The sequence below is a fragment of the Pseudomonas sp. NY11955 genome (assembly GCF_048068035.1).
GTDB lineage: Bacteria > Pseudomonadota > Gammaproteobacteria > Pseudomonadales > Pseudomonadaceae > Aquipseudomonas.
Window position 1 is genome coordinate 405022 of record NZ_JBLUPS010000004.1, and the last position, 21153, is coordinate 426174.

A 21153-nucleotide genomic window follows, 5' to 3' on the forward strand; every position below is an offset into this window, starting at 1 on the left:
CCTTCCCCCTCAATCGCCGGTGTAGTTGGTGCCGCCGGCGCCGCGCCGGTTGCTTCCCTGATATGTAGCCTCAGGCCCGGATGCCTGAGGGTTCTTCAACTGCTCGATCTGCCGTGTCGCGGCCTGCAGCTTGAGGCTGAGCTGGGTCACCAGTTCATCCAAGGCAAGGGCCTCGCCAGTGGCCGCCACTACCCAGCCGGAGCCGTTGCAGTGGTCGCATGGCAGTTCGTGAAACACGCCCTGAATGACCGCTCTCCCACGGCACAAAGGGCATACATCCAAATCAATTACGGCCTTCTTGAAAGCTGGGCCGTGGCTTTTTCTCATTGGCGGGCACGCCCCTTTTTGGCTCGTAGCCAAGGCTTGGTCGCACGGCTGCGCGGCACGACAGCACTGCCAGCCACAATCGTCTTGTCGAACTGCTCTAGGCCAAACAAACCTCCTTCCCGCGGCTCCACGGTCACTTCCTCGCCGAGATCCAAGCCAAACCACTCATCAATGATCACCTGCCCAACGATTCGACCTCTCACGCCGTAGAGGAAGGCGACGGCTCCATGCTCGGAAACATTCATTTCGAATCCTCGCTAATCACTAATTCGCTAAGGTCGCCCGAGGCCTCGCCGCCCTTGGCTTGTGGCGATTTCTGCGGGATTTCAAATAAGGCCTCTTTAAGGCCGTGGATGGCGGTGAAACCGATCCGGTCAAGCCACGCATGCCACTTCTCCAGAGCCAACTTGCGCTGCTCCATGGCCTGCGTGTGGATGTAGGTGCTGGCGATCTTGCCCAGCGTGTGGTTCAGCAGCATCTCGCCGATGTGGCCGTCGATGCCGAGGTCGGTCCAGGTGGTACGGGACACCTTGCGCAGATCGTGACTGGTCCACTCGCCCTGCCCCAGGCGGGTGAACACCATGCTGGCCTGGGTCTCGCTCAGGCACTGACCACGGCGATTTGGGAACAGGTAAACGCCTTCGTACCCTCGGGCCTGTTGAATAGCCCGGTACCGGATCAGCAGCGCTTTGAGCTGAGCGGTCAATGGCAGACGGTGCTCGGTGCGGGTCTTGGTGTGAGCCGCAGGAATGAACCACTCGGCAGCAGCCAGGGTTACGTCACTCCAGCGGGCCATCCGGGTTTCGCCGATTCGGGTACCGTGGGCCAGCATCATCAGGGCAAGCATGGCGTCGTGCGGGGTCGCCTCGAATGCCTGGGTCAATTGCTGCATCAGCTCGGGCAAGTGCACACCCCGCAGGCGAGCAGCCTTTGGAGCGATTCGTGCCTTGGTGAAATCACTGAAGCGCACTCCGGCCAAAGGATTGCTGCCGACCATCTCCAGCTTGAGGGCTTGGCGGAAGGCGGTCAGCAGCATGCCGAACATCTGCCGCAGATAGGACAGCGATAGCTTGGCCTGGGCTGGCCAGATCAGATGCTTGTCGATCAGCTCGGCGGTGACGTACTTGACTGGCAGCTCGCCGAGGCATGGGCGCAGATGCTGCCCGATGGCGGCGCGGGCGGCAGCCTTGCGCTTTGCAGACAGCGAGCGATCACGACCCATCCGGTCGGCGTACCAGTCGAGCAACTGACCCACGGTAGACATGCCCGAAACCACAGGCGCGGTGGCCGGGTTGCGCAGCAGCCGCTGCCGCAGCGCAGGCAGCTCGGCAATCACGGCCGCCACGGTCAGGTCGGGCCAACGGCCGATCGGCACCCACTTCTTGCCGCGCACCAGGTGCCAAGTGCCGCGCGCACGGTTGCTCCAAAAACGCAGGTACAGGCCCGGGTGACGCGGGTCGCGCAGGTCACGCACCGACTTGTCGGCAGCCTGCCGGCGCACCTCGGCCTCGCTCAGCTTCACTTCGCGGGTCGCGCTCATACAGCCACCGTGGCCGGCAGCAGAAGGTAGGCACGGATGGCCTCGACCGCATCGATGTTGCCCCGACACACGATGGCCAGGTAGTTCTCATTCGTCAGCAACTGCAGGAAGGCATCCTGGCTGGCCGACACCGGCGCATCGAACGGTGGCTTGGCCTTGAACTCGATGTACAACCCGAAATACCCACCGCGCGCCATGGGAAGCACCAGGTCGGGCACACCGGCCTTGACACCCTGCCCTTTCAGCTTGGCGGCGACTGCCTTGATCCGATGGCCACCGTTCGGGACGTGATAAATCAGCTTGTAGGCCTGCGGGTAGCGCAGCTGCATTTCTTTCATCAGCGCGGCCTGCTCCTGCCCTTCCCTGTCGACGGGCTTGGCGCGAGCCACTTTGGCCTTGAACGGGCGAAGGGCGGGTGCTGTCATGCGACTTCCTTGCGTGCGTAGCGGGCCGACAACGGCCGCTCGGATTGGCTTTGGGCCTTGGCCGGCGGCTGCCAGCTGGCCGATAGGGTTTCAAAGCGGTTGTATTGGCCGAGGAAGGCTGCGCGGACGGTGCCGGTTTCGATGTCGCGCCCCTTGCCGACGATGATCTCGGCGACGCCCTTGAGCTCGCTGTTTTCGTGGTAAACCTCGTCGCGGTACACGAACAAGATCACGTCAGCGTCCTGCTCAATGGCCCCCGACTCGCGAAGGTCCGAGTTCACGGGGCGTTTGTTCGGGCGTTCCTCGCACTTGCGGGAAAGCTGGCTCAGCAGCACGACCGGAATGCCCAGCTCGCGGGCCAGCAACTTGCAGCCGCGGCTGATGCTGCTGACCGCTTCGGTGCGGTTGCCGCCCTCGCCGTCCATCAGCTGCAGGTAGTCGACCATCAAGATGTCCAGGCCGTACCGCATCTTGTGCCGGCGGGCCAGCGAGCGTATGCGACCAACCGTGGCGGCGGCGCGGTCGGCGATGAACAGGTTGGCGTTTTTCAGCTTGGCCGCTGCAGCGCAGAGCTCGGCGCCATGCGACTCACAGGCCGAGCCGTTCTTGATCAGGTTGAGCGGAATACGGCCTTCGGCGGCGACGGCACGGTCAATCAGCTGGCCTTTGCTCATCTCCAGGCTGATGACCAGGCCGGACTTCTTCTGGCGCACCACGGCATCCAGCACGAAGCCCATGGCCAGGGTGGTTTTGCCCATGGCCGGTCGCCCCGCCACGATGATCAGCTGCTCGGGCTGCAGGCCGCCCAGCTTCTCGTCGAGGTCGGCCAGGCCGGTCGAAAGACCGATCAGCGTCTCACCGTGTGACAGCCGGTCGTGGCGCTCTTGCCAAACCTCCAGCTGGTCAGCCATCAGGTCGGAGACCTTCACGACCTCTTCGCCATCACTGCCTGCGTCGATGCCCATGGCCGCGGCCTGCACAGCCGCGATCTTGTCTTGGATATCGCCGCCACCCTGGACGATCTCCAGGGTGCGGTCGCTCAACTCGTACAGAGCGCGCTCAATGGCCCGCTCCCGGACGATACCGGCGTAGGTGCCGGCGCTTGCCACGCTCGGGGTGTTGGCCACCAGCGATGCGCAGTGGCCCAGCGCGCGTTCGCCGTTGTCCAGCATGCCGATGTGATCAGCCACCGTCAGCAGGTCCACAGACTTGCCGGCCGCGCGCACAGCCATAATCCCGCGGAACACCTCGGCGTTCTCGGCGAAGTAGAACGATTCGGGCGTCAGGTCATCGGACAGGGTGTCGATCAGCTCCGGGCGCTGCAGCATGGCACCCAGCAGGCCGTGTTCGGCCTCGGCGTTGTATGGCTCACGCATCGTAGTTGCCCTCCACCACCTTCACGAAGTTGGACGGAGCGATCAGCCAGTCGAACGTGCAGCGGAACTGGGTATCGCGGCCTTTCAAGCGTCCCATCAGGAAATCACTGGTCGCCACCTGGGCGAAGAAGTCGTTCCAGAAATCAAGATCCTGGTGGACAGAGCTTTCTGCCCAGCGAGCCTGGATCTTTGCCCTCCGGTCTTTGTTGATCAGCACGACACGTGGCAGCTGGTGGAGTACCTGGTTGAACAGGTCGACGATTTGTTCAACCGGGGCTTTTTTCGAGCCAGCGCTTGCACCTGTTTCTTCTTCTGACGGTTCCTTGATGGTTCCTTTACGGTTCTGGGGGCACGAGGTGCCGGGGTGGGGGGCATCTGGTGCCGGGGTGGGGGGCATTTCCTGCCGGGGTGGTGGGGCATCTGGTGCCGGGGGGCATATCGTGCCGGGGGCATATGCTGCCGGGGTCAAGGTGTACCAGGTGGAACGACCGAAACGTTGGTGGCTTTTCATCAAGCCAGCCTCTTCCAACCAGCGCAGTGCGTTGCGGACTGCACGCTCAGACAGGCACGTGCGCGAACCAATCGTGGCAACGGAGGGCCAGCAAACGCCGTCGTCGTTGGCATTGTCTGCCAGTGAAATCAGCACGGCCTTCTGCGCCGGGCTCATACCTTGCAGTGGCCAGCAGGCCGTCATGACGATCGTGCTCACGCCTCACCTCCGCAAAGGGATGCCCGCAAGTGCTCGACACACTCACGACGGAGCACGGCTTTCGAGGCAGCTGCATACTGGAGGGGGATCAGTCGCGCGGCCTGGGCGGCGGCGAGCTGGTGGTAGGCTTTGTGGTGTGAAGCGGACAAGGGTGCGGTGTTGCTTGCATCCATTGCAGAGTGCATAATCGATCTCGATGTTTGTTGTAGAGAAGCCGCCCTGCCAGGCGGTTTTTTTTCGCCTGCCTTTCCAGTACTGGATGGATTCGCAGGTGTTTTGTGCATCTACTGGCGCAAGGCCAGGTCATACATACTTCGTCTCGTCAGGCGACTTCATCCCATGGGAAGCCAGGGCAAAGAACTTCCTTCTTGAACTTGCCCTCCGTAAGTCGCTCGGCTCGTTTAGCCACCACAGGAGACATCCCGTGCTTACCGCGCACCCAGCCAGAGACTGTGCTCTGGTCAACATTGAGTCGCTCGGCGGTAACCTCCTGCGTCCCGAAGTGGGCGACGAGGTCCTTGTAAACAGAGGTCATGACACCACTCCATATGGGTTTTCCCGTATGGTAGTTTATGGGGAATCCGATTTGCAACCATATGGGAGCGCCCGTAATACTCGCGGGATGGAATTCAAAGACCGATTGAAGCTCGCTAGAAAGCACGCTCAGCTGAACCAAGCTCAGTTGGCCGCCGCTGCGGGCATGACACAGACCTCGATCTCCGACCTGGAGCGGGGGAAATCAAAGGCCACTGCTTTCATGGCGCAGATTGCCAAGGCGTGCGGCGTCTCCCCTATCTGGCTTGCCAATGGAGAGGGCTCGATGATCCCAAGCGATGGGAACGTCGAGGCCGGCCCACCAATCATCTCGGCGCCTCGAAGGATCGACATCGTGGGTACTGCACAGCTGGGGCCTGACGGCCACTGGATCAGCCTGGATAACTCAGGCGGCTGGGTTGAAACTTACTCGAAGGATGACGATGCCTACGCGCTTAGGCTGCGCGGCGACTCGATGGCTCCGGCCATTCGTAGCGGATGGGTGGCAGTGTGCGAGCCAAATCACCGCCTTGTCCCTGGTGAGTACGTGATGGTTACGACAACCGATGGCCAAAGCATGGTCAAGGAACTCCTCTTCCAGAACGAAGAGGGCGTTAGCCTGATGTCCATCAACGCTGCCTACGGGGATCGCAGAATGGTGGCATGGACAGAGATCGAAACTATCCATTACGTCGGCGCGATCCTTGGCCCCAGCAAGGTTCTTGGGCGAATCTAAAGCACTTACAGCAATCCGAAAGCCCGCGATCTGCGGGCTTTCTTTTGCCTGTCGAAACTACCTGATGGAAAAGTTTACATACCTTGACCTACACCTCATTGAACGCCCCTAAATCGAGCATTTCGGACTAAAAACCTGTGCGTTTTCTTGTCAGATGACAATGATCAAGCTTGCAATTACTGTATGCACATACAGTGAATGGAATTGCACTATGTCCAAGGCTAAAGCTATCCCCCCGTCAGCACCAACCACCTTCGATTTGCTTGGATTTCGCATACAGGCGGCCATTAATTCCCCTCGCGCTCAGAAAGCTCAGGCAGCCCTCTTAGAGCGAATGCCCAGTGATCGACAGGCTGACTGGGATAGGCTCCTCGATGAAATATCCGAGAATGACAATGTGACCGTATCCATCAGGGAAGGTGGACATGTCCAGGTTGCCTGGACTCTCCCACCGCAGGATTAGCAATTCGCTCCACCAGATGCCCGCCGATTTGAGCGGGTTTTTTTTGCCCGGCAATAAAATTATGGGAATACCCGTTGACACGAAATATGGGTGAACCTATATTTCAACCGTCGCCGCCCATAACGTAGCGGCAAGGCAACCAAGCCACCGCTCTTTACACAACCAGACGTGACCACCTCGACGCACCCAGGCCATCACCTGGGTCGGGACAAGCTAAGTCGTCGACCACGCAGCCTCTGGATAGCTGCCGGACTCCCCCCCCCATGGGAGGACGCCAAACCATGCAGCCAGCCGGGAAGAACACCGAACACGAAATGTGTGACCCGGCCAGGTGGGGATAGCCGCGGCAATACGCATGGTGCGGAAAACAGATTTCACTGGCTGGCCTTGGCGACAGGGCCAGACGGGAAATCAACCGCCCTGGAGGGCAAGACGATGGCGAAGCGGCCAACTAACCGCATCAAGTACAAGATCTGGGGCGAAGACAGCACGACTGAGTTCGACGGGAGCATCGCTGAAGGGCTGTATTACGGCGCCTGGAGCCTTTCTGTTGGCGATCGACAGAAGCTAATCGACAGGTTGCTCGAGCAGCAGAAGAAAGCCCTGAGCCAGTCACCCTGCGTTACGTCAGCCTGACGGAAACTGCCCGGTCCACCTGGTTCCCCATCACCAGGCTGCATCGGTCGTGACGTTCGCCCTCCCCTGGTCCGGGAGGTACGCGGCAGCGAGCGTCACGACCAGTGCAGCCCACCGAGGACACTTCATGGAAACGATCACTTGCGGCTCATGGATTGGCCAGCTCGGCAAGGCGCTGGCTCCACGTGAGCTCGAAGCACTGCTGTGGGTGGCCCAAGGCCTCACCACCAAAGAAATCGCCCGCAGGATGGCGGTCAGCCCGGGCACCGTAGCCAATCGAATCGAGGCCGCGCTGTTCAAGCTGGAAGCTGGCCGCCGCATCGAGGCGGTCACCAAAGCCATGCGCCAGCAGATCATCAGCCCGCTCTGCATCGCGCTCGTCGCCCTCATGACCATGCACGCGGTGATCAACGACAGCGACCCCATGCGCCGCGATCGCCGCGCCCCGGAGCGCCGCACCGCCCAAGTTCGAATCGTTCGCAAGGCCGAAGCCTTTGAATACCACGCCTGACCCTACCGAGGATCACCTCATGCAGACAGCAATGCACCCTGCTTTCGAGCAGAAGCTTGCCGTGCTCGCGGCCCTGCTCGAGCGCAGCAAGTCAGTGAGGGCCGAGGCCCATGCCAAGGTCAGCCAAGGCGCACCGCGCTACCAGGCATCTGGTAACGGCACGACCTGGGATGTGCTGGAGATCGCCACCGGCACCAAACATGGCTTCGCCTACAGCTACCGGGCGGCTCTGCGGTTTGTGGATGCAATGGAGGCAGGCGCTGCGAGCAAGCAAGGCGGCATGCAATGAGCAAGCGCAAGCCGCACAACATGCGCTCCCGGCTGGAGCGGACCTGCCGGGCTTTGGTCTCGGCCAACCACGCAGCCGTCGTGAACATCGACCCCAGCGGCCAGCAGGTGTTGATCAACTGGAAAAACCTCAAGCAAATCTGCGTGCGCCAGGTGGTTGATGCCGTGTGCGACATCCCGCACCGATGGACCATCTACTTGAGCGTGCTGTGCCGAACAGAGCTCGGCGAGCGGTACCACAAGTCGATTGAGGTCGCGCCACAGGGCAACTACCGGGCCGACCACCTGACCGACGTAATCGAGACTACCTACACCGACCTGCGGGCCACGGCCAACCCTAACCACTTGGTCGCGGCCGGCTGGATCGCCATACCCACCGACACAACGCTCGACGAAGCAGAGGCCGCAAAGATCTTTGCCGCTGTCGGGGCCTGGAATCAGCAGAAAGCAGCCATAGAATAGGCCACAGGGTTCTTACTCCATCTTTTTCGCCCTGTTCCATTCGGTTTTGAGAATTTGCTGTGCCTTCTCGACAATTTGGATACAGACCTCCTGAGACCCGCCATTCACTTTAACTGCCCTATCAAAAGCCGCCCTTGCCAAGTCAATCAGCTCTCTGAAATCCGACTCATTCGGGTTCGACAGAAGTTCAATTTTTGATTTAAGTGCTAACGCAGATTGTCGTGCTCTGCGCTTCTCATGTTCCCAGTCAGCAATAAGACCAGCAGCTGCTGAAGAGTCAACTGCTGTCACCTTGTCAATAAAAATAGAGTGTATCTCCCTGCTGTCTGATTGGTGCTGCAGTATCCCTACCGCAGCGATGTACTCTGAGCAAGTACCTCTTAAGTCGTTAATCCAGCCCTGCCTGCTATCCTTCAAAGCCACAGCCCTTGCAAGCTCACTTTGACTGCGCATTGTTCGCTTAAAAGTTGAGATTGTGACCAATGCACCTGCTATCACCGTTGCAAGTGTTACGGCAATTCCACCAATAGCGACCCAATCAGTTCCAGCATCAATAACTGCGCTAATTTTAGGTAGTCGATTGAGAGTCAGCATTACGTTTTCAATAGTCACACAAGCGCCCCACTAACAAGTTTTCGCCTTTGATAACCCATCTAAAACCAAATTGCCACCATGCCGCCCGCCGGCCACGGAGGAACTCCCATGCCCATTCGCCACGCAGTGATGCACTTCATCGACAAGAAGCCAGACGGCAGCCCAGCAGCCCTGCACATGGCCAGCGCCAGCTTGCCAGAGAGCGGCGCCATCGAGAACCTGGTGAACGATGTAAACGACGGCTACAACGCCAAGACCGGCAAGGCCTGGGGATTCTTCCACAGCGAATCCGGCGCCTACCCTCTCAGCGGATGGCTGGCCAAGACGATCAGCGGCGACATGCAGTTCATCGAATTCACCCGCACAGCGGTTGAGCACCTGACGCGCCTCATGGAGGAATCCAATCTGGCAGTCGGCGGGCACGTCCTGTTCGCGCTGTATCAGCAGGGCCTGACCGAATACCTGACCATCGCCATCCTGCGCCAGGCCGAGACGATTTCGGTTGCCGATGACTTAACCGTGTCGGTTTCGCGCAACCTCGATACCAGCGCCCTGCACTTCGCCACCCGGATCAACCTGAGCGAGTGGAAAAACAACCCGGCGTCGCGACAGTACATCTCTTTCATCAAGAGCAAGAACGGCAAGCGGCTTTCGCACTACTTCCAAGACTTTATCGGCTGCCAGGAAGGGATCGACAGCCCAGGCGAAACCCGCACGCTGCTCAAGGCCTTCAAAGATTTCGTAGAGGCCGAAGAGCTTCCTACCGAATCCGCCAGCGAGAAGAGTCAGCACCTGGTGGCCTATGCCCAAGCGCAGGACAAGATCGGCGAACCGATCAGCCTGGATGACCTCTCCGAGGCTCTCTTCGAAGACAGGCCGAAGACCTTCGCAGACTTCATCCGGGCCGGCGACTACGGGATGTCCGAGAGCTTTGCCGCCGACAAGCGCACCCTGAACCAGTACCGCCGCTACACCGGCCGCGCCGAAGGCATGTCGATCAGCTTCGAAGCGCACCTTCTGGGTGAGCGCGTCGAGTTCGACCAGGCAAGCGCTAGCCTGACGATCAAGAATCTTCCAAGTCATTTGGTAAAACAATTAACTACTTTTTGACCTGGTTCATTTTGTGGCTCAGGTTTCAAAACTTCGAACGGCATTAAAGCTGTCGTCAATAGCCGTGAGCTCACTTTCCATTTTTGCACGTAGCTCTTGAGTGCTGCCAAATTCATAGACTGAAACCACCAAAGAAAGCTTCAGAAGCTTTCCGACGCGATTTTCACACTCTTGAATCGCCCTATCCAACACCAACAAGTGTTCTCGCTGAGGAATGTTAGTAGCTTTCGATAGTTCCAGTAGCCGAAGTCCCTCCTGGTTATACCTATCGATCATGCGCTCATGCATATTGATTTGCTGGTCTAGCAGTTGAAGTTGGCAGGTTTTGTAGGCTTCAATCCTCTGCTGAGCGCCATCGTGGACGAAATGCTCACTTTGGTCCAACTGCAGTCCGATAGTGCGCATTACGGCAAAAAGGGTGACTAGCGAAACAATTGGCCCCAACACTCCACCAAAATATGACCCGAATGCAGACCATTTATCAGCGCTTAACGAAAGACCATCATTGAACACAAACAAATACAGAGACAAAACGATTAGCAGCGTAACAAGCAAAGAGGCTAGACCGACCGTTAGGAGAGGCCCCCATTTTTCTTGCAGTTTTGGTTTCTGCCTCATGGCTTAGCGGTCCTTTTAAATTTTGACAATTAGCTTACACCGAATACGAACCATGCCGCATCCAGTCACGGAGTGCGGCGCATGCCAGCCTGAGCCTCGGCCTCATCGGCAACCTTTACGCCTTTTCCGTCGTCTGTTCCTGTGCACCTGAGGCTAGCACCCAGCTTAGATCTAATCTGCTAAACGGAGGGGTATCTTTCCAAATCGGAATATAATTCAACTCATTAAGTTGGCACCAACCAAAAAACCCACTCTTTTCAAGCTCGATCCGCAGCCAGTTATGCTCGCTTGAGAACGTGCAAAACAAAAACAGGACTATTAGAATTCCGCTAGACAAATTGGACGAGATAGTGATATACGCCGTCTCTTTTGCCCCCTTGGGAACGCGCGAATTAATTACAAAATTAATAACGTTAGAAAGAGAATGAACATATGTATCAAACACATATGCTGGATCAGATCGCCACTCATCAAACCTCTTAACCCATGCATCAAAATCGGCATTATTAGCATCAAAACCATACAAAAACAAATCGACAGCGCTCTGAAAAGCAGCTTCCCCGGAAACTTTACCGCTGAGATGCACTGAAGGAACAAGTGACAGATTAAGAGTTAGCAATTGGAAAAAATTATTATCAAACTGCTGGCGCGCATTATGTTTATTCTGACGCTTCAAAGCTTTCGCCGAAGCCTTCAACTCCTTAGTTGACTTCGATAACTCCTTGCTCTGCAAAACTATGGTGTGGAGAAGTGCAAACAACCCTATGATAGAGAAGAGCGGATTTAGAATGCCGCCGACAAAGTCACCAAACTGACCCCAGCTCTCTTGCGAATCGGAGGGTGCGTAACCAAACTTTATAACAAACAAAGTTAGAAGGCCAATAGCTATCAGCAGAGCTGTTAGCACCACTGCTAACAGCCATTGAGGTAAACGCTTTTTCATTTATTTCAGAGCTACCTGATGCTTTTGTGCCACTATTCTAAGGGAGCCATATGTCCACAGCAATCGACCTGTTCGCCGGCCTCGGCGGATGGAGCACCGGCGCGCGCGCCGCAGGCGTCCAGGTTCTCTGGGCGGCAAACCACTGGCCGGTCGCCGTTGAATGGCACAGCGCCAACCACCCCGAAACGCAGCACGTTTGCCAGGACCTGCACCAAGCCCGTTGGGAACAGGTACCGGCACACGACATCTTGCTTGCTTCACCCTGCTGCCAGGGGCACGCAAAGGCGCGCGGCAAAAAGTCGGGCAACCCGGAGCATGATGCATCGCGCTCCACGGCCTGGGCGCCAGTATCGGCCCTTGAGTTTCACCGGCCGCAGGCGGCAGTGATCGAGAATGTACCGGAGTTCACCGACTGGGTGCTGTACCCGGCCTGGTTGCAGGCAGTGCAGGCGCTGGGATATCAGGCAGCTCCGCACATCGTCGACTGCGCTGACCTCGGGGTGCCGCAGCACCGGGTGCGCCTGTTTATGGTGCTGACCCGAAGCAAGGTACCGCTGATGCTGCAGCTACCGCAGGAGCGCCATGTGCCAGCAGCCAGCTTCCTCGACTTCGACGCCGGGCGCTGGTCGCAGATCGAGAAGCCAGGCCGGGCCCAGGCCACCCTCAACCGAGTGCGCAACGGTCGCCAGCGCTTCGGCGATCGCTTCATCATGCCTTACTACGGCAAAGGCTCCGGAACCACCGGCCGCGACATCAACCGCCCGATCGGCACTATCACCACCCTGGACCGCTGGGCCCTGGTCGATGGCGACCGGATGCGAATGCTTAGCGCCAATGAGGCGCTAGCCGCGATGTCGTTCCCGGCCGACACCCTGCGCCCGAACAACCACCGGCTGACCATGCACATGGCGGGAAACGCGGTTCCGCCTTTGGCAGGTCAGAGGGTTATCGAAGCACTGATCATGGCTGCTTGACGATATTTCTTTCGGAAAGCTTCGTGCCGCAAGCGGGGCATCGCAGTGACATCGCATCAAGGATTTCTAGCCAATCGACCGGCCGAGAAAATTCGACTCCCGTACCTGAAAGATCAACCGGACTGTATGCCTCGTAGCAGGCCGAATAAGGCTGGTCATTTTCCACTTGACGTATCGACCCAGAATGGCCGCAGTCACATCGCACGGGATGGGTCGTTCTCGTAGCCATCGAACAGCTTCCTTAATGTACGGACGTATAATTATATCTGCCTAAACCGAGACAACTCATAGCTAATTCAAATTTTTTGGCTAAGCAGGTGATCTAGCGCACCAACAGTCTGAGCATATAATGATTTTGCCCTTTCAATTGCCTCTTGCTTTATGGAGTCATACTCAGCCCTATCACCTGTAAGAAAACAGACCTCCGCAGCAGAGTAGAGTTGCTGAGGGTAACGCATGTACATGCTTATAAACACGTCCGGCCGCCCCTGAATTTCTGCTTCTTCTTGGGCGCTCAGGAATGCAACCGCAGAAGTCCATGACTTCTTATAGAAGCTAAAGGTATCCAAGACCTTTTCTCGTTTAGATTCAAGATCTTTAGCAAAATTATCAGGCACATCCTCGCCTCCAAGCTTTAACTCGATGGCTCTGGAGATATCCTGCAAATAACCTCTATACAGGTGAAGATCCGTTGCAGCGTCTTTTAAGCTAGACAGTCGTGAGAAGCGTTCAGAGAACCTGAACTGTTTCTTCCAAGAAGAAAGCGCGACCACGGCAACAACACATGCAAAAATAGTCGCAACATAACTGCTGGACTCTAACAAATCTTTTATTAACGCCTTATCAGTAAAAATAGGCGCCCAAACCACACCAGAAAAAAACGACCCCACAACTACGGCCGTCAAAATCGCGATGTCTTTTTTTTCCATAAACCCCTATCGCTCCGAGCGGGTAACCCAAGCCTTAGTTTACGCCACCAGCGAGACAGAAACCCATGCCCACAGAATATCGATCCTGCAGCAACGACCCGCGCGACCTCTTCATCAGCCTCAACCCGCTCGGCCTTGACGAGAAATGCCTGATCAAGAACAGCACCGGCTTCGAAGACCAGCGCACCCACAACGACTATCTGCTGTTCCTGGCGGGCTCCCGCGAATCGCACCCAGACCCGCAGCCCCACCCCGAGCCAATAGCCTGGATGGTTGGTACTGCCTTGGGTGGACCAAAGAAGAGGCGGAGAGGGATGCGGCGGCGACTGGGCTTCCGGTTGTCCCTGTTGGGCCGTTGGTATCCATCCCTGACGGATACTGCCTGATGCCCAAGCGGCTCACGGCCGAGAACGGCGCCAAGGCACTGCTGCTCGGCGAGTTCAAGCTGGAGGTCACCCAGGAATGCCAGGAATGCCGCGAGCAGGATGAGCCGGTAGAAGGCTGCGAGATATGCGATGGCGAGGGTGTATACGGCCAGTGCCACATCATCCCGTGGGACAAGATCAAGTACATCTACAGCGTGGCTGTGAAGGGCCTCGCGCTCCAGTCGCAGCGAGTGCCGCAGGCGAAACCTTGAAAGGAGCACATTTGTACTCCGGCTATTTAGCCGAACCACACACTCCCGAAACGTACTGCCTAACCAAGATCTGGGCCGCATCAACGGCTTCTTCCATAGACCCATACCTCGACGACAGCTGCATCGTGTGCGCCCAGATGCCAGAACGACTGATGCTGATAATAATGTGATCTGGCCCTGGGGCAACGGGAATAGAGCGGCGCAACTCGATTGTGGCTTCGTATCCCCGATGCTCGTATCTGACAGTTTTTGGATGGATGTCGATGCACACGCTGTGGAGCCTTCTAGTTCGATTCGCGTAAGGCTAACCATAGCTCTACTGCAACTGTTTAGTCCTCTATTTCAAAGCGGCGAGAAGCTCGCCGGTACGCACGCCTGCGACTGCAATTCGGCGCGCGCGGCCTACGCCCCAAGCCAAAGCCCTGGTCATTGACTCTCCAGGGCGCGAATCGTGGGCCTCCTCATGGACAGTCATACCGCCTGGGGCATAAACACCGATGAACATCTGCGTGCAACCCGTTCGCGACAGGCGCACCTGAACATCAATGCATGTGCCATCGTCCAGCTCTTCCTCATGTGTTCGATGGTGAAGCGTGGGATCTGCCCAGCCCCAGAAAACGTCACTGCGAATCCTCATCCCGGACTCCTACGACTTTCGTCTAATCAGTTTGTGTACACCCACCTTAGTCCCGGTTGCCTCGCCAGCAAAAACATTGTTCCGAAACGCGCGGTGAATCGGACCACCGGCCAACTTTCTTGTACCAAGACAGAATGTTGTACAACTCACTGCCGCGATATGGCGGCCAAGGAATCGTCATGCCTGAAGAAATCAAGCTAATCCAGCGGGCGCCGGTCGTGCGCGACGAAAACGGGATGTTCCAGCATCCGGACCTTCCCGACTTCGACGAGGGTGATGCCGACAAGTGCAAGGCCTGGATTGCCGAGCAGGGCCTGCAGGTTTGCATGGTCAGCCTGGAATACGCCGATGAGGCGATTGCCAACCGCTACTTCGAAAGCCATGACCCAGATTGCAGCTATTGGGAGCCGGAACGGCCTACCAGCGGCGATTGGTTCTGCCTGGCCATCCACGACACCGACGATGGCCCCGTGTGCTGGTGGGCGCGCCGCGAGGTGGCGGCATGAGGCTGAAACAGTATCCGCTGGACGTGCAAAGCGTCGGCAACGACACCTACATCGCGATGAGCAAGGGTCACCACGCCCTTGAGGTGTTCATGGCTGAGGCCGTAAAGGAACACCCGGGATGGTTCCTGGGCGGTCCTCAGCACAAATGGTGCAAGTCGGTGCCGGATCGCTCTGGCGAGTTCGCGCACCGATACGTGTTCGTCGAGGAAGGCACGCCAGGCGCTTGGCCGGCGACCTACTGCTGGGAGTTCGGTGAAAACTACAAGCGCTACAACGGCGAGGCAGGCATATGAGCGGCTTCGAAATCACTGTCACCGAAATGCCCGCTAACAAGCTGCCGGAGTACATCACTGCGCTGGACCAGGCCACACGCGACTGGACAGATCGCGCCGCTCGCGGCGAATGCCCATGGGTTTGTGCGGACTGTTGTTACACCTTCAACGAAGGCATGCCAGATCAATGCTGCCACGGGCTGCAGGCGTGCACCGACATCATCAAGCGCGACAAGCTGCGCGCCATGCGTGAAGGAAACGAACCATCATGACCCGCCTCGCCCTCTGCCTCCTGCTGCTGGCCACCGGCGCCAGCGCAACCGAGAACGTCATCGACGTACAGCACGACAGCCAGCGCGGCGTCACCTGCTACCTGCTGAATGGGGTCGGCATCAGCTGCATCCCCGACAGCCAGCTGCAGGCCGGTAACGAGCGCCAGATCTCCCCGCACGAAACCCAACCCGAACCTACACCTGCTCTGGCGCCTGGGCGCTGGATTGATGAGAGGTATCAGCTGTGAGCCAGACAAAAGAGCGGCTGCGCGTCGCGCTATCCGCCATGAGCCGAACCGGTAAGCGTGATCTGGGGCTTCACCTTTTCATGATCGTCTTCTGCCTGATCGTGCTCGCCATCGGCCTCCCCTTCATCTGGTTGCTCCAGTTCATGCCGGATTGGGTCTGGTACCCGCTGTGCGCAGCGTGGGTGGTGTGGCTCCTCTTCGGAGACACAATCGCAGCTGGCTACCGGGCGTTTCGAGGTAATCAGTCTTGACCGACCTGATCGAAGTGAAGACAGCCGACCTGGTTGGCGAGCAACTGGCTTGGGCCGTCGGCAAGGCAGAAGGCCTGGACGTCAGACTGGCACCACCAGGCTATAACGGGATTCCCTGGCGGGTATTCGTTCGCTACACCGGCGAGGTCACCATCCACGATGCGCGCTATGACCCGCACGAAAACTGGGCTGTAGGCGGATCGCTTCTTCACAAGCACAACGTCGACCTTTCAGTCGAGCGGCGAGGCCGAATCCATTGCTACCTGTGCAACGACGATGGCGTACCCACCGAATTCCGAGACGGTATGTACGGCGAGACGCACCTTATCGCAGCCTGCAGGTGCATCGTCTTGAACAAGCTTGGCCTATTCGTCCACGTGCCCAAAGAGTTATGCCAATGATCGTGCCCCTGATGTACATGACCCTCCTGATCTACAGGATGGTCAGAGGCGACGAAGATCTATGCCGAAAGCGCCGGAAGCTCTTTCGACAGCAATGCAACGGCTGCAGGATTGAGCGATGTGCGGCTTAGGTCGCCGCGTGACACCCATTTGCAGGCGGCAATTTCATTACGCGGGGCAGCCCGATCAAGGTCGCCAACACATGCTGTGAAGACATGATGAAGAGTGTTGCCGGCTTCCAGGCAGCAGAGTTCGAGCAAATTGTTGGAGTGCAACCCTGTCTCCTCCTCAAGTTCGCGAGTAGCAGCTTGTTGCGGGGTTTCACCTAGTTCGATTACGCCGCCAGGAAAATTCCACTTCCCGCCCTTTCTGCGCACCAGCAATACCTTGCCACTACGCAAGCAGATGATTGTGGCTCTTACCTTGGTTGGCTTCTGTTGTCTTTGTGGCATCTATTTGTTCATCACGATTTGTGGGCGCCGGGAACCCCCAACGCATTTCAAATGTTTCCTCACCTCTTCGATGACAAGTAGATGTTACACAGAGTTCAGCTGCACGGGCCCAAAACCTAGGATTCTACCTAACCCCTCCCCGCACCCACTCAAGTCCGCCAGCCAGGCGGAAACATATCGGTGCCCCCACCAATCTGCCGCCATCGGCGGCGTGGAGAACATAATGAAAAAAGAGCTAATCAAAATTAGTGAATTTCAGCGGCGAAAATGGGGCGAAAACGGTACGCCACTGTGTTCTCAGGCAATTCGAAACCATATCCGAAACCGCAAGATACCAGGCGAGCGGATAGGCAACATTTGGTACGTTGACTGGGCCGCCTACCAAAGAACAACCGGAAACAACCTGGTTGATATGGTGCTGAAAGGAGTCGCGTGATGGTTCCTCGACCAAGGAACAAGGCCAACAAAGGCCTGCCTATGAACCTTTACTTCGACGCTCGGCGGGGCACGTATCGGTATCGGCGCCCCACCGACGGGAAGTGGTTTCAGTTCGGCTCAGACCGAGGCCGAGCAATAGACGCGGCCGCACAGCTCAACACCGCTTTCCTGCGCGGGAGCGACTTGGTGGCCGAGGTTCTTGGCGAATGCTCGGTGACCTTGGGCGAGTTCCTGGTCACCTATGAGCGAGACGTGCTCCCGCCTCGCGAGCTAGCAAAAGCAACGCTTGATCTATACGCCGTCAGGTTCAAGCAAATTCGGGCAGAGTTTGCCGAGCGCCCCATAGACCAGATCACCATCAGGATGGTCGCTGAGTTTCTTGAACCGCTTACCCCACGGGCGAGTAACCAGGCACGAGCAATCTTGATCGACCTGTTCAACCATGCCGCAGCAAAAGGCCTCTGCCCGGACAACCCTGCGGCCAACACTATTCCGAAAATCGAGAAAAAGCAGCGCAAGCGGCACACCGTAGAAGGTCTGAAAGCAATCCGCGATAAGTCCCCGCGCTGGCTGAAAAACGCCATCGATCTTGCGCTCATTACGGCGCAACGGCGCGGCGACATCCTCGACATGAAGTTCGAAGACGTGCGTGATGGCTATCTGTATGTCGTGCAGAGCAAGACGGAGAAGGCTTCGGACGCTGGCTGGCTGAAGCTCAAAGTCACAGACCAATTGAGCGAGGTACTTACTCGGTGTCGCGACGACATTCTGTCCCCGTACTTGGTGCACCGCCGCCCGGAGCGGAAGAAGAAACGTGAAGGGAAGGATCATTGGACGAAGGTTGACGAGAGGTTTCTCACCCGTGCCTTCAAGGATGCGAGGGATGCTGCGGGCTGCTACAGCGACCTCAAAGAGGAGGAAATGCCGGGGTTTCATGAGGTGCGCGCCCTCTCCCTTCACCTGTACAAGCGGGCCGGGAAAGATGGCCAGAAGATCGCGGGGCATACCACTGAAGGCATGACCAGGAACTACCAGAAGGGGCACGAAGATGTGGTGTGGTCCGAGGTCGAAGCCGACCTGGATATTGGCGATTTCGCCGGATAGTTTTGCGCCCATTTTGCGCAAGTTTTGCGCGGGTCGCCCATAAAAAAATCCAGTCACCGCTAAGTGACTGGATTTCTTGGAGTATTTTGGTCGGGACGGAGTGATTCGAACACTCGACCCCTTGCACCCCATGCGTGCGGGATGTACGAAACGCCTTTAAATCCAAGGCATAGAACGGGCGCTCGCTGCAAACGGTGCCGCACTGTGCAGAACCAATTTTCACCATCCCCCGAAAATCTCCCCACGGGCTTCGGCCTGCATCCGGCGTTCTGCCGACCGTTTCCCTTCCTTTATATAGCTACTCACAGCTGGGCGACTGTCCGGACCCCTTGATCACTTGGAATCCACCCTGGTGGTCTGCCTCGTAATCCCCGAAGAGACCAATAGCCCAAGCCTCCTCGTGCTCCGCCAGCGCCCACATCCTGGCCGACTCGGCAAGCTCGAGCATGTCGACCAGATCACTGTCGTCGACATCTAGGCGCCGGCGAGCGGCATAGGCCATTTCACTGAGCACCGCGGTGCGGCCATCAGGATCAGCCACCAAAGCAACCTGATCGCTTAGCTCGTCCAGCCAGGCCTGTGGCAGCCCGGCCGTCATTCTGCCCTGCACCACCACGACTGCGCATACAGCACGCCGTCGATCTCCTCGATTCCGTTGATGTTCATGCCGAGCTGGGCCATGCCATTGACCTTGGCGTCATGCAACCGAGGGATGATGTCGGGCCCAGGTGTTGGGTTGAACACCCAGGCCTGAGTCGAAACCCGGCCCAGCGGCTCGCTGTGGTGGTCACCGATATGGATGTCGGCGCGCAGGGGCTGGATCTTCCCGAGCTGATTTGACGGGATGGCCACACCTTTTACGCGACGGCGAACGAGGAGAAAATACATAGCGCACCGATACTGTATGAATAAACAGTATCGTATAGGCAGGATAGCGCCCGGGCAAACCCAGTCGTCGCTTACTGCAGGATCTCTTGCCCGAGGCGGTAGGTAAATGTCGGCGCGCCGAGGTTTTGCACGGTGCGGATGCGTGCCCAGTAGCCGGCCGGGATGTAGCCGATAACCTGCTGGGTCTGTGGCTGAACGCCCTGCAGCGCGATCGCCAGCGTGTAGACCTGCCCCTGGCCAACTACCCCGACCTGCTGGACGTTCGTCGTGAACGCCTGGTCGGTGGCGATCTCCAGGAACACGTCACAGTTCTGTCCACCGGTGATACTGGCCGTGACTTGGCACTGCAAGCTGTACCGGGCATCGACGTCGCGGGTCGTGTTCGGCTGGAATGCCGTGTTGAGCGGTCTGGTCACCGAGCTCTGGCTGCGGTTGGTGCCGGCGGTCACCCTGCCCTGGGCGTCGGTCGTGACGTTGGCATAGCTGCCGGCCGTGCCGGTGTTCGGCAGGCTGATGGTGCCGATGGTGGTTATGGTGCCGCCCGCCAGGCCGGTGCCGGCGGTGATGCTGGTCACGGTGCCGCCCGGGATGGCAGGGAATGTGGCCGCACTGCCGTCGCCGCGCAGGTACTGTGCCGCGGTTCCGGTCGGGGTGTTGAATTTGCCCGTCAGGCCGGAGGTCAGCGCCGCCGTCGTCGCGTACCCGCCGAGCGTGGCGGCCAATGCCGTCTGGGTCACCCCGTCCGAAATCCCGTAACCCGCCAGGGTGATAGGCGTGGAGGTGATGGTGGACCAGGCCTGCGTGTGTGCTGCGGGAGCGAAGGTTGCCGGAATACCGGTCAGATCGGCATATGCCCCGCTGAACAGGACTGGCTTACCGCTCAAATCGGCATAAGCGCCGCTCGTGGCCACCGTAGCTAAAATCGGTTTACCGGTGATGTCGGCCCAGGCCTGCGGCAGCGCCACAACCGCGCCTGAATCCAATGCCAGGCCGGCGCCGAAGCGGAAGAACACCGGCAGGTTCGTCGCGCCGTTGTAACCCATGACGCCATTCACTCCGCCGCCGGATGGCGGCACCACGGCCCGGGTTAGGGTCGCGGTGTCAGTCGGGTTTCGCTGGTTGATCAGCAGGTCATTGCCAGCGCCCAAGGCGAGCGCAGGGATAAGCAGCAAGGCTGCCAGGAATCGCTTCATTTATACGGTCCTCGACCAGAGATTGGGGGCGAACTTGAAGAACACCGTCACGCTGCCGGCATTTAGCATCACGATGGCGTTGTCGATGGTTGTGGCACCGGTCACGGTGATTTCGGTGATGTTGCGCGAGCTGCGCATGACCAGGCGCTGGTTGTCGCGGCTGGTTGCCTCGGGCGGAAGTGAGACGGTGATGGCGTTGAGGTCGCCGGCCGGAGTCAGGTTGACGAACAGATCGCGGTCGGTCGCCGGCAGGCTGATCATTTGCCCCTCGGTCGGCGTGTAGGTGACGTTCATCGGGTCCATGGCCTGGCCCATGGCCTGCTCGATCATGGTTTGGATGTCGTCACGGCTCAGGTCGCTGGCTGGCTCGATCATCACGCATCCTCCTGCACGCAGAGGACTCCGGTACCGCCAACGCTGACGGGGTTCCAGCAAAATACCCACAGGCCGGGTGCGCCAGGTCGAACGCGGACCGGCCCGCGACGGCGGTCTATCTCATACCCCGGCAACTTCCAATCCTGCGGCCCAAGCAACGGCGGCGCCGCACCTTCCCACAGGTACGCAAGCGAATCGGTCTTCCCCTGGATCAGCAGACCGGTACCGACCGCAATGCCAGTCAGCGCGTACACATCGACCCACTCGTTCGCAGCGGGCTGAATGTCCTTGATCATGCCTCTCT

The 21153-nt window shown here is 58.4% G+C and carries 36 protein-coding genes; 18 read left to right on the plus strand and 18 right to left on the minus strand.

The window, feature by feature from the left end; translation table 11 throughout:
• Positions 1-9 precede the first annotated feature (9 nt).
• The 7 genes from ACNFBR_RS10390 to ACNFBR_RS10420 all read right to left on the minus strand — a co-directional run bounded on the left by ACNFBR_RS10390 (position 10) and on the right by ACNFBR_RS10420 (position 4912).
• Complete coding sequence (locus tag ACNFBR_RS10390) at positions 10-327, minus strand: hypothetical protein (protein ID WP_416734847.1); 318 nt, start codon at positions 325-327, stop codon at positions 10-12.
• A complete protein-coding gene (locus ACNFBR_RS10395) occupies positions 324-572 on the minus strand; it encodes a hypothetical protein (RefSeq protein ID WP_416734848.1) in 249 nt (82 codons plus the stop codon). The genes ACNFBR_RS10390 and ACNFBR_RS10395 overlap by 4 nt, the downstream gene beginning before the upstream one ends.
• Complete coding sequence (locus ACNFBR_RS10400) at positions 569-1867, minus strand: tyrosine-type recombinase/integrase (protein WP_416734849.1); 1299 nt, start codon at positions 1865-1867, stop codon at positions 569-571. The genes ACNFBR_RS10395 and ACNFBR_RS10400 overlap by 4 nt, the downstream gene beginning before the upstream one ends.
• Positions 1864-2292 carry a VRR-NUC domain-containing protein gene (locus tag ACNFBR_RS10405; RefSeq protein WP_416734850.1) on the minus strand — a complete coding sequence of 143 codons (429 nt, stop codon included), beginning with the start codon at positions 2290-2292 and terminating at the stop codon, positions 1864-1866. Before ACNFBR_RS10405 ends, ACNFBR_RS10400 begins: the two co-directional genes overlap by 4 nt.
• Positions 2289-3668, minus strand: a complete 1380-nt coding sequence (gene dnaB, locus ACNFBR_RS10410; RefSeq protein WP_416734851.1) for a replicative DNA helicase — start codon at positions 3666-3668, stop codon at positions 2289-2291. The genes ACNFBR_RS10405 and dnaB overlap by 4 nt, the downstream gene beginning before the upstream one ends.
• Complete coding sequence (locus tag ACNFBR_RS10415) at positions 3661-4377, minus strand: helix-turn-helix domain-containing protein (protein WP_416734852.1); 717 nt, start codon at positions 4375-4377, stop codon at positions 3661-3663. Before ACNFBR_RS10415 ends, dnaB begins: the two co-directional genes overlap by 8 nt.
• 322 nt (positions 4378-4699) lie before the next feature.
• Entirely contained in the window at positions 4700-4912 is a 213-nt protein-coding gene (locus tag ACNFBR_RS10420; RefSeq protein WP_060709090.1) for a YdaS family helix-turn-helix protein, read from the minus strand.
• 87 nt (positions 4913-4999) lie between these two features.
• Here ACNFBR_RS10420 and ACNFBR_RS10425 point away from each other — a divergent pair, with 87 nt between their 5' ends.
• The 6 genes from ACNFBR_RS10425 (at position 5000) to ACNFBR_RS10450 (ending at position 8007) form a co-directional block, all read left to right on the plus strand.
• Entirely contained in the window at positions 5000-5647 is a 648-nt protein-coding gene (locus ACNFBR_RS10425) for an XRE family transcriptional regulator (protein WP_238066228.1), read from the plus strand.
• Positions 5648-5858: 211 nt separating this feature from the next.
• Positions 5859-6110 carry a DUF1654 domain-containing protein gene (locus ACNFBR_RS10430; protein WP_416734853.1) on the plus strand — a complete coding sequence of 84 codons (252 nt, stop codon included), beginning with the start codon at positions 5859-5861 and terminating at the stop codon, positions 6108-6110.
• A gap of 435 nt (positions 6111-6545) precedes the next feature.
• Positions 6546-6746: a hypothetical protein gene (locus ACNFBR_RS10435; RefSeq protein ID WP_416734854.1), complete on the plus strand. Its 201-nt coding sequence runs from the start codon at positions 6546-6548 to the stop codon at positions 6744-6746.
• 127 nt (positions 6747-6873) lie between these two features.
• The gene (locus ACNFBR_RS10440; RefSeq protein WP_179027669.1) at positions 6874-7257 is read left to right on the plus strand and encodes a response regulator transcription factor; all 384 of its coding nucleotides are present in this window, start codon (positions 6874-6876) and stop codon (positions 7255-7257) included.
• A gap of 19 nt (positions 7258-7276) precedes the next feature.
• Positions 7277-7546, plus strand: a complete 270-nt coding sequence (locus ACNFBR_RS10445; RefSeq protein WP_179027670.1) for a hypothetical protein — start codon at positions 7277-7279, stop codon at positions 7544-7546.
• Positions 7543-8007, plus strand: a complete 465-nt coding sequence (locus ACNFBR_RS10450) for a hypothetical protein (protein WP_416734855.1) — start codon at positions 7543-7545, stop codon at positions 8005-8007. Before ACNFBR_RS10445 ends, ACNFBR_RS10450 begins: the two co-directional genes overlap by 4 nt.
• A gap of 12 nt (positions 8008-8019) precedes the next feature.
• Here ACNFBR_RS10450 and ACNFBR_RS10455 read toward each other — a convergent pair whose 3' ends face one another.
• Complete coding sequence (locus ACNFBR_RS10455; RefSeq protein WP_416734856.1) at positions 8020-8619, minus strand: hypothetical protein; 600 nt, start codon at positions 8617-8619, stop codon at positions 8020-8022.
• Between the two features lie 90 nt (positions 8620-8709).
• Here ACNFBR_RS10455 and yejK point away from each other — a divergent pair, with 90 nt between their 5' ends.
• Positions 8710-9711, plus strand: coding sequence for a nucleoid-associated protein YejK (yejK, locus tag ACNFBR_RS10460; RefSeq protein WP_416734928.1), 1002 nt, complete (start codon positions 8710-8712; stop codon positions 9709-9711).
• An 18-nt stretch (positions 9712-9729) separates the two neighbouring features.
• Here the strand turns inward: yejK and ACNFBR_RS10465 are convergent, their stop codons facing one another.
• Together ACNFBR_RS10465 and ACNFBR_RS10470 are read right to left on the minus strand one after the other, a co-directional pair.
• Positions 9730-10329 (minus strand): hypothetical protein, encoded by a 600-nt coding sequence (locus tag ACNFBR_RS10465; protein WP_416734857.1) that lies wholly within the window; start codon positions 10327-10329, stop codon positions 9730-9732.
• 115 nt (positions 10330-10444) lie between these two features.
• The gene (locus ACNFBR_RS10470; protein WP_416734858.1) at positions 10445-11272 is read right to left on the minus strand and encodes a hypothetical protein; all 828 of its coding nucleotides are present in this window, start codon (positions 11270-11272) and stop codon (positions 10445-10447) included.
• 50 nt (positions 11273-11322) lie between these two features.
• Here ACNFBR_RS10470 and ACNFBR_RS10475 point away from each other — a divergent pair, with 50 nt between their 5' ends.
• On the plus strand, positions 11323-12246 hold the full coding sequence (locus tag ACNFBR_RS10475) for a DNA cytosine methyltransferase (RefSeq protein WP_416734859.1): 924 nt from the start codon (positions 11323-11325) through the stop codon (positions 12244-12246).
• Between the two features lie 296 nt (positions 12247-12542).
• Here the strand turns inward: ACNFBR_RS10475 and ACNFBR_RS10480 are convergent, their stop codons facing one another.
• Entirely contained in the window at positions 12543-13175 is a 633-nt protein-coding gene (locus ACNFBR_RS10480) for a hypothetical protein (RefSeq protein ID WP_416734860.1), read from the minus strand.
• Between the two features lie 65 nt (positions 13176-13240).
• On the opposite strand from ACNFBR_RS10480, the gene ACNFBR_RS10485 reads away from it, so the two are divergent.
• Both ACNFBR_RS10485 and ACNFBR_RS10490 read left to right on the plus strand, forming a co-directional pair.
• Positions 13241-13561 carry a hypothetical protein gene (locus ACNFBR_RS10485; RefSeq protein ID WP_416734861.1) on the plus strand — a complete coding sequence of 107 codons (321 nt, stop codon included), beginning with the start codon at positions 13241-13243 and terminating at the stop codon, positions 13559-13561.
• A complete protein-coding gene (locus tag ACNFBR_RS10490; protein WP_416734862.1) occupies positions 13561-13812 on the plus strand; it encodes a hypothetical protein in 252 nt (83 codons plus the stop codon). Before ACNFBR_RS10485 ends, ACNFBR_RS10490 begins: the two co-directional genes overlap by 1 nt.
• A gap of 337 nt (positions 13813-14149) precedes the next feature.
• Here ACNFBR_RS10490 and ACNFBR_RS10495 read toward each other — a convergent pair whose 3' ends face one another.
• Complete coding sequence (locus ACNFBR_RS10495) at positions 14150-14449, minus strand: hypothetical protein (RefSeq protein WP_416734863.1); 300 nt, start codon at positions 14447-14449, stop codon at positions 14150-14152.
• Positions 14450-14628: 179 nt separating this feature from the next.
• On the opposite strand from ACNFBR_RS10495, the gene ACNFBR_RS10500 reads away from it, so the two are divergent.
• Genes ACNFBR_RS10500 through ACNFBR_RS10525 form a run of 6 tightly spaced genes read left to right on the plus strand, consistent with a single transcriptional unit; the run spans position 14629 to position 16399 of the window.
• Positions 14629-14955 carry a hypothetical protein gene (locus ACNFBR_RS10500; protein WP_416734864.1) on the plus strand — a complete coding sequence of 109 codons (327 nt, stop codon included), beginning with the start codon at positions 14629-14631 and terminating at the stop codon, positions 14953-14955.
• Positions 14952-15248, plus strand: a complete 297-nt coding sequence (locus tag ACNFBR_RS10505) for a hypothetical protein (RefSeq protein WP_416734865.1) — start codon at positions 14952-14954, stop codon at positions 15246-15248. The genes ACNFBR_RS10500 and ACNFBR_RS10505 overlap by 4 nt, the downstream gene beginning before the upstream one ends.
• Positions 15245-15499: a hypothetical protein gene (locus ACNFBR_RS10510; RefSeq protein ID WP_416734866.1), complete on the plus strand. Its 255-nt coding sequence runs from the start codon at positions 15245-15247 to the stop codon at positions 15497-15499. Before ACNFBR_RS10505 ends, ACNFBR_RS10510 begins: the two co-directional genes overlap by 4 nt.
• Positions 15496-15747, plus strand: coding sequence for a hypothetical protein (locus ACNFBR_RS10515; protein ID WP_416734867.1), 252 nt, complete (start codon positions 15496-15498; stop codon positions 15745-15747). The genes ACNFBR_RS10510 and ACNFBR_RS10515 overlap by 4 nt, the downstream gene beginning before the upstream one ends.
• Positions 15744-15998: a hypothetical protein gene (locus ACNFBR_RS10520; RefSeq protein ID WP_416734868.1), complete on the plus strand. Its 255-nt coding sequence runs from the start codon at positions 15744-15746 to the stop codon at positions 15996-15998. The genes ACNFBR_RS10515 and ACNFBR_RS10520 overlap by 4 nt, the downstream gene beginning before the upstream one ends.
• Complete coding sequence (locus ACNFBR_RS10525) at positions 15995-16399, plus strand: phage protein NinX family protein (protein WP_416734869.1); 405 nt, start codon at positions 15995-15997, stop codon at positions 16397-16399. Before ACNFBR_RS10520 ends, ACNFBR_RS10525 begins: the two co-directional genes overlap by 4 nt.
• A 59-nt stretch (positions 16400-16458) precedes the next feature.
• Here ACNFBR_RS10525 and ACNFBR_RS10530 read toward each other — a convergent pair whose 3' ends face one another.
• Positions 16459-16851, minus strand: a complete 393-nt coding sequence (locus tag ACNFBR_RS10530) for an NUDIX hydrolase (protein WP_416734870.1) — start codon at positions 16849-16851, stop codon at positions 16459-16461.
• 223 nt (positions 16852-17074) lie between these two features.
• Here ACNFBR_RS10530 and ACNFBR_RS10535 point away from each other — a divergent pair, with 223 nt between their 5' ends.
• Together ACNFBR_RS10535 and ACNFBR_RS10540 are read left to right on the plus strand one after the other, a co-directional pair.
• The gene (locus ACNFBR_RS10535) at positions 17075-17287 is read left to right on the plus strand and encodes a hypothetical protein (RefSeq protein ID WP_021782767.1); all 213 of its coding nucleotides are present in this window, start codon (positions 17075-17077) and stop codon (positions 17285-17287) included.
• Complete coding sequence (locus tag ACNFBR_RS10540; protein WP_416734871.1) at positions 17287-18393, plus strand: tyrosine-type recombinase/integrase; 1107 nt, start codon at positions 17287-17289, stop codon at positions 18391-18393. The genes ACNFBR_RS10535 and ACNFBR_RS10540 overlap by 1 nt, the downstream gene beginning before the upstream one ends.
• Before the next feature lie 298 nt (positions 18394-18691).
• Here the strand turns inward: ACNFBR_RS10540 and ACNFBR_RS10545 are convergent, their stop codons facing one another.
• The 5 genes from ACNFBR_RS10545 to ACNFBR_RS10565 form a co-directional block, all read right to left on the minus strand.
• A complete protein-coding gene (locus ACNFBR_RS10545) occupies positions 18692-18991 on the minus strand; it encodes a hypothetical protein (RefSeq protein ID WP_416734872.1) in 300 nt (99 codons plus the stop codon).
• Positions 18988-19281 carry a hypothetical protein gene (locus ACNFBR_RS10550; protein WP_416734873.1) on the minus strand — a complete coding sequence of 98 codons (294 nt, stop codon included), beginning with the start codon at positions 19279-19281 and terminating at the stop codon, positions 18988-18990. Before ACNFBR_RS10550 ends, ACNFBR_RS10545 begins: the two co-directional genes overlap by 4 nt.
• A 71-nt stretch (positions 19282-19352) precedes the next feature.
• Entirely contained in the window at positions 19353-20474 is a 1122-nt protein-coding gene (locus tag ACNFBR_RS10555) for a hypothetical protein (RefSeq protein ID WP_416734874.1), read from the minus strand.
• The gene (locus tag ACNFBR_RS10560; RefSeq protein ID WP_416734875.1) at positions 20475-20849 is read right to left on the minus strand and encodes a hypothetical protein; all 375 of its coding nucleotides are present in this window, start codon (positions 20847-20849) and stop codon (positions 20475-20477) included. It lies immediately after the preceding gene.
• Entirely contained in the window at positions 20849-21145 is a 297-nt protein-coding gene (locus ACNFBR_RS10565) for a hypothetical protein (RefSeq protein WP_416734876.1), read from the minus strand. The genes ACNFBR_RS10560 and ACNFBR_RS10565 overlap by 1 nt, the downstream gene beginning before the upstream one ends.
• Positions 21146-21153 lie beyond the last annotated feature (8 nt).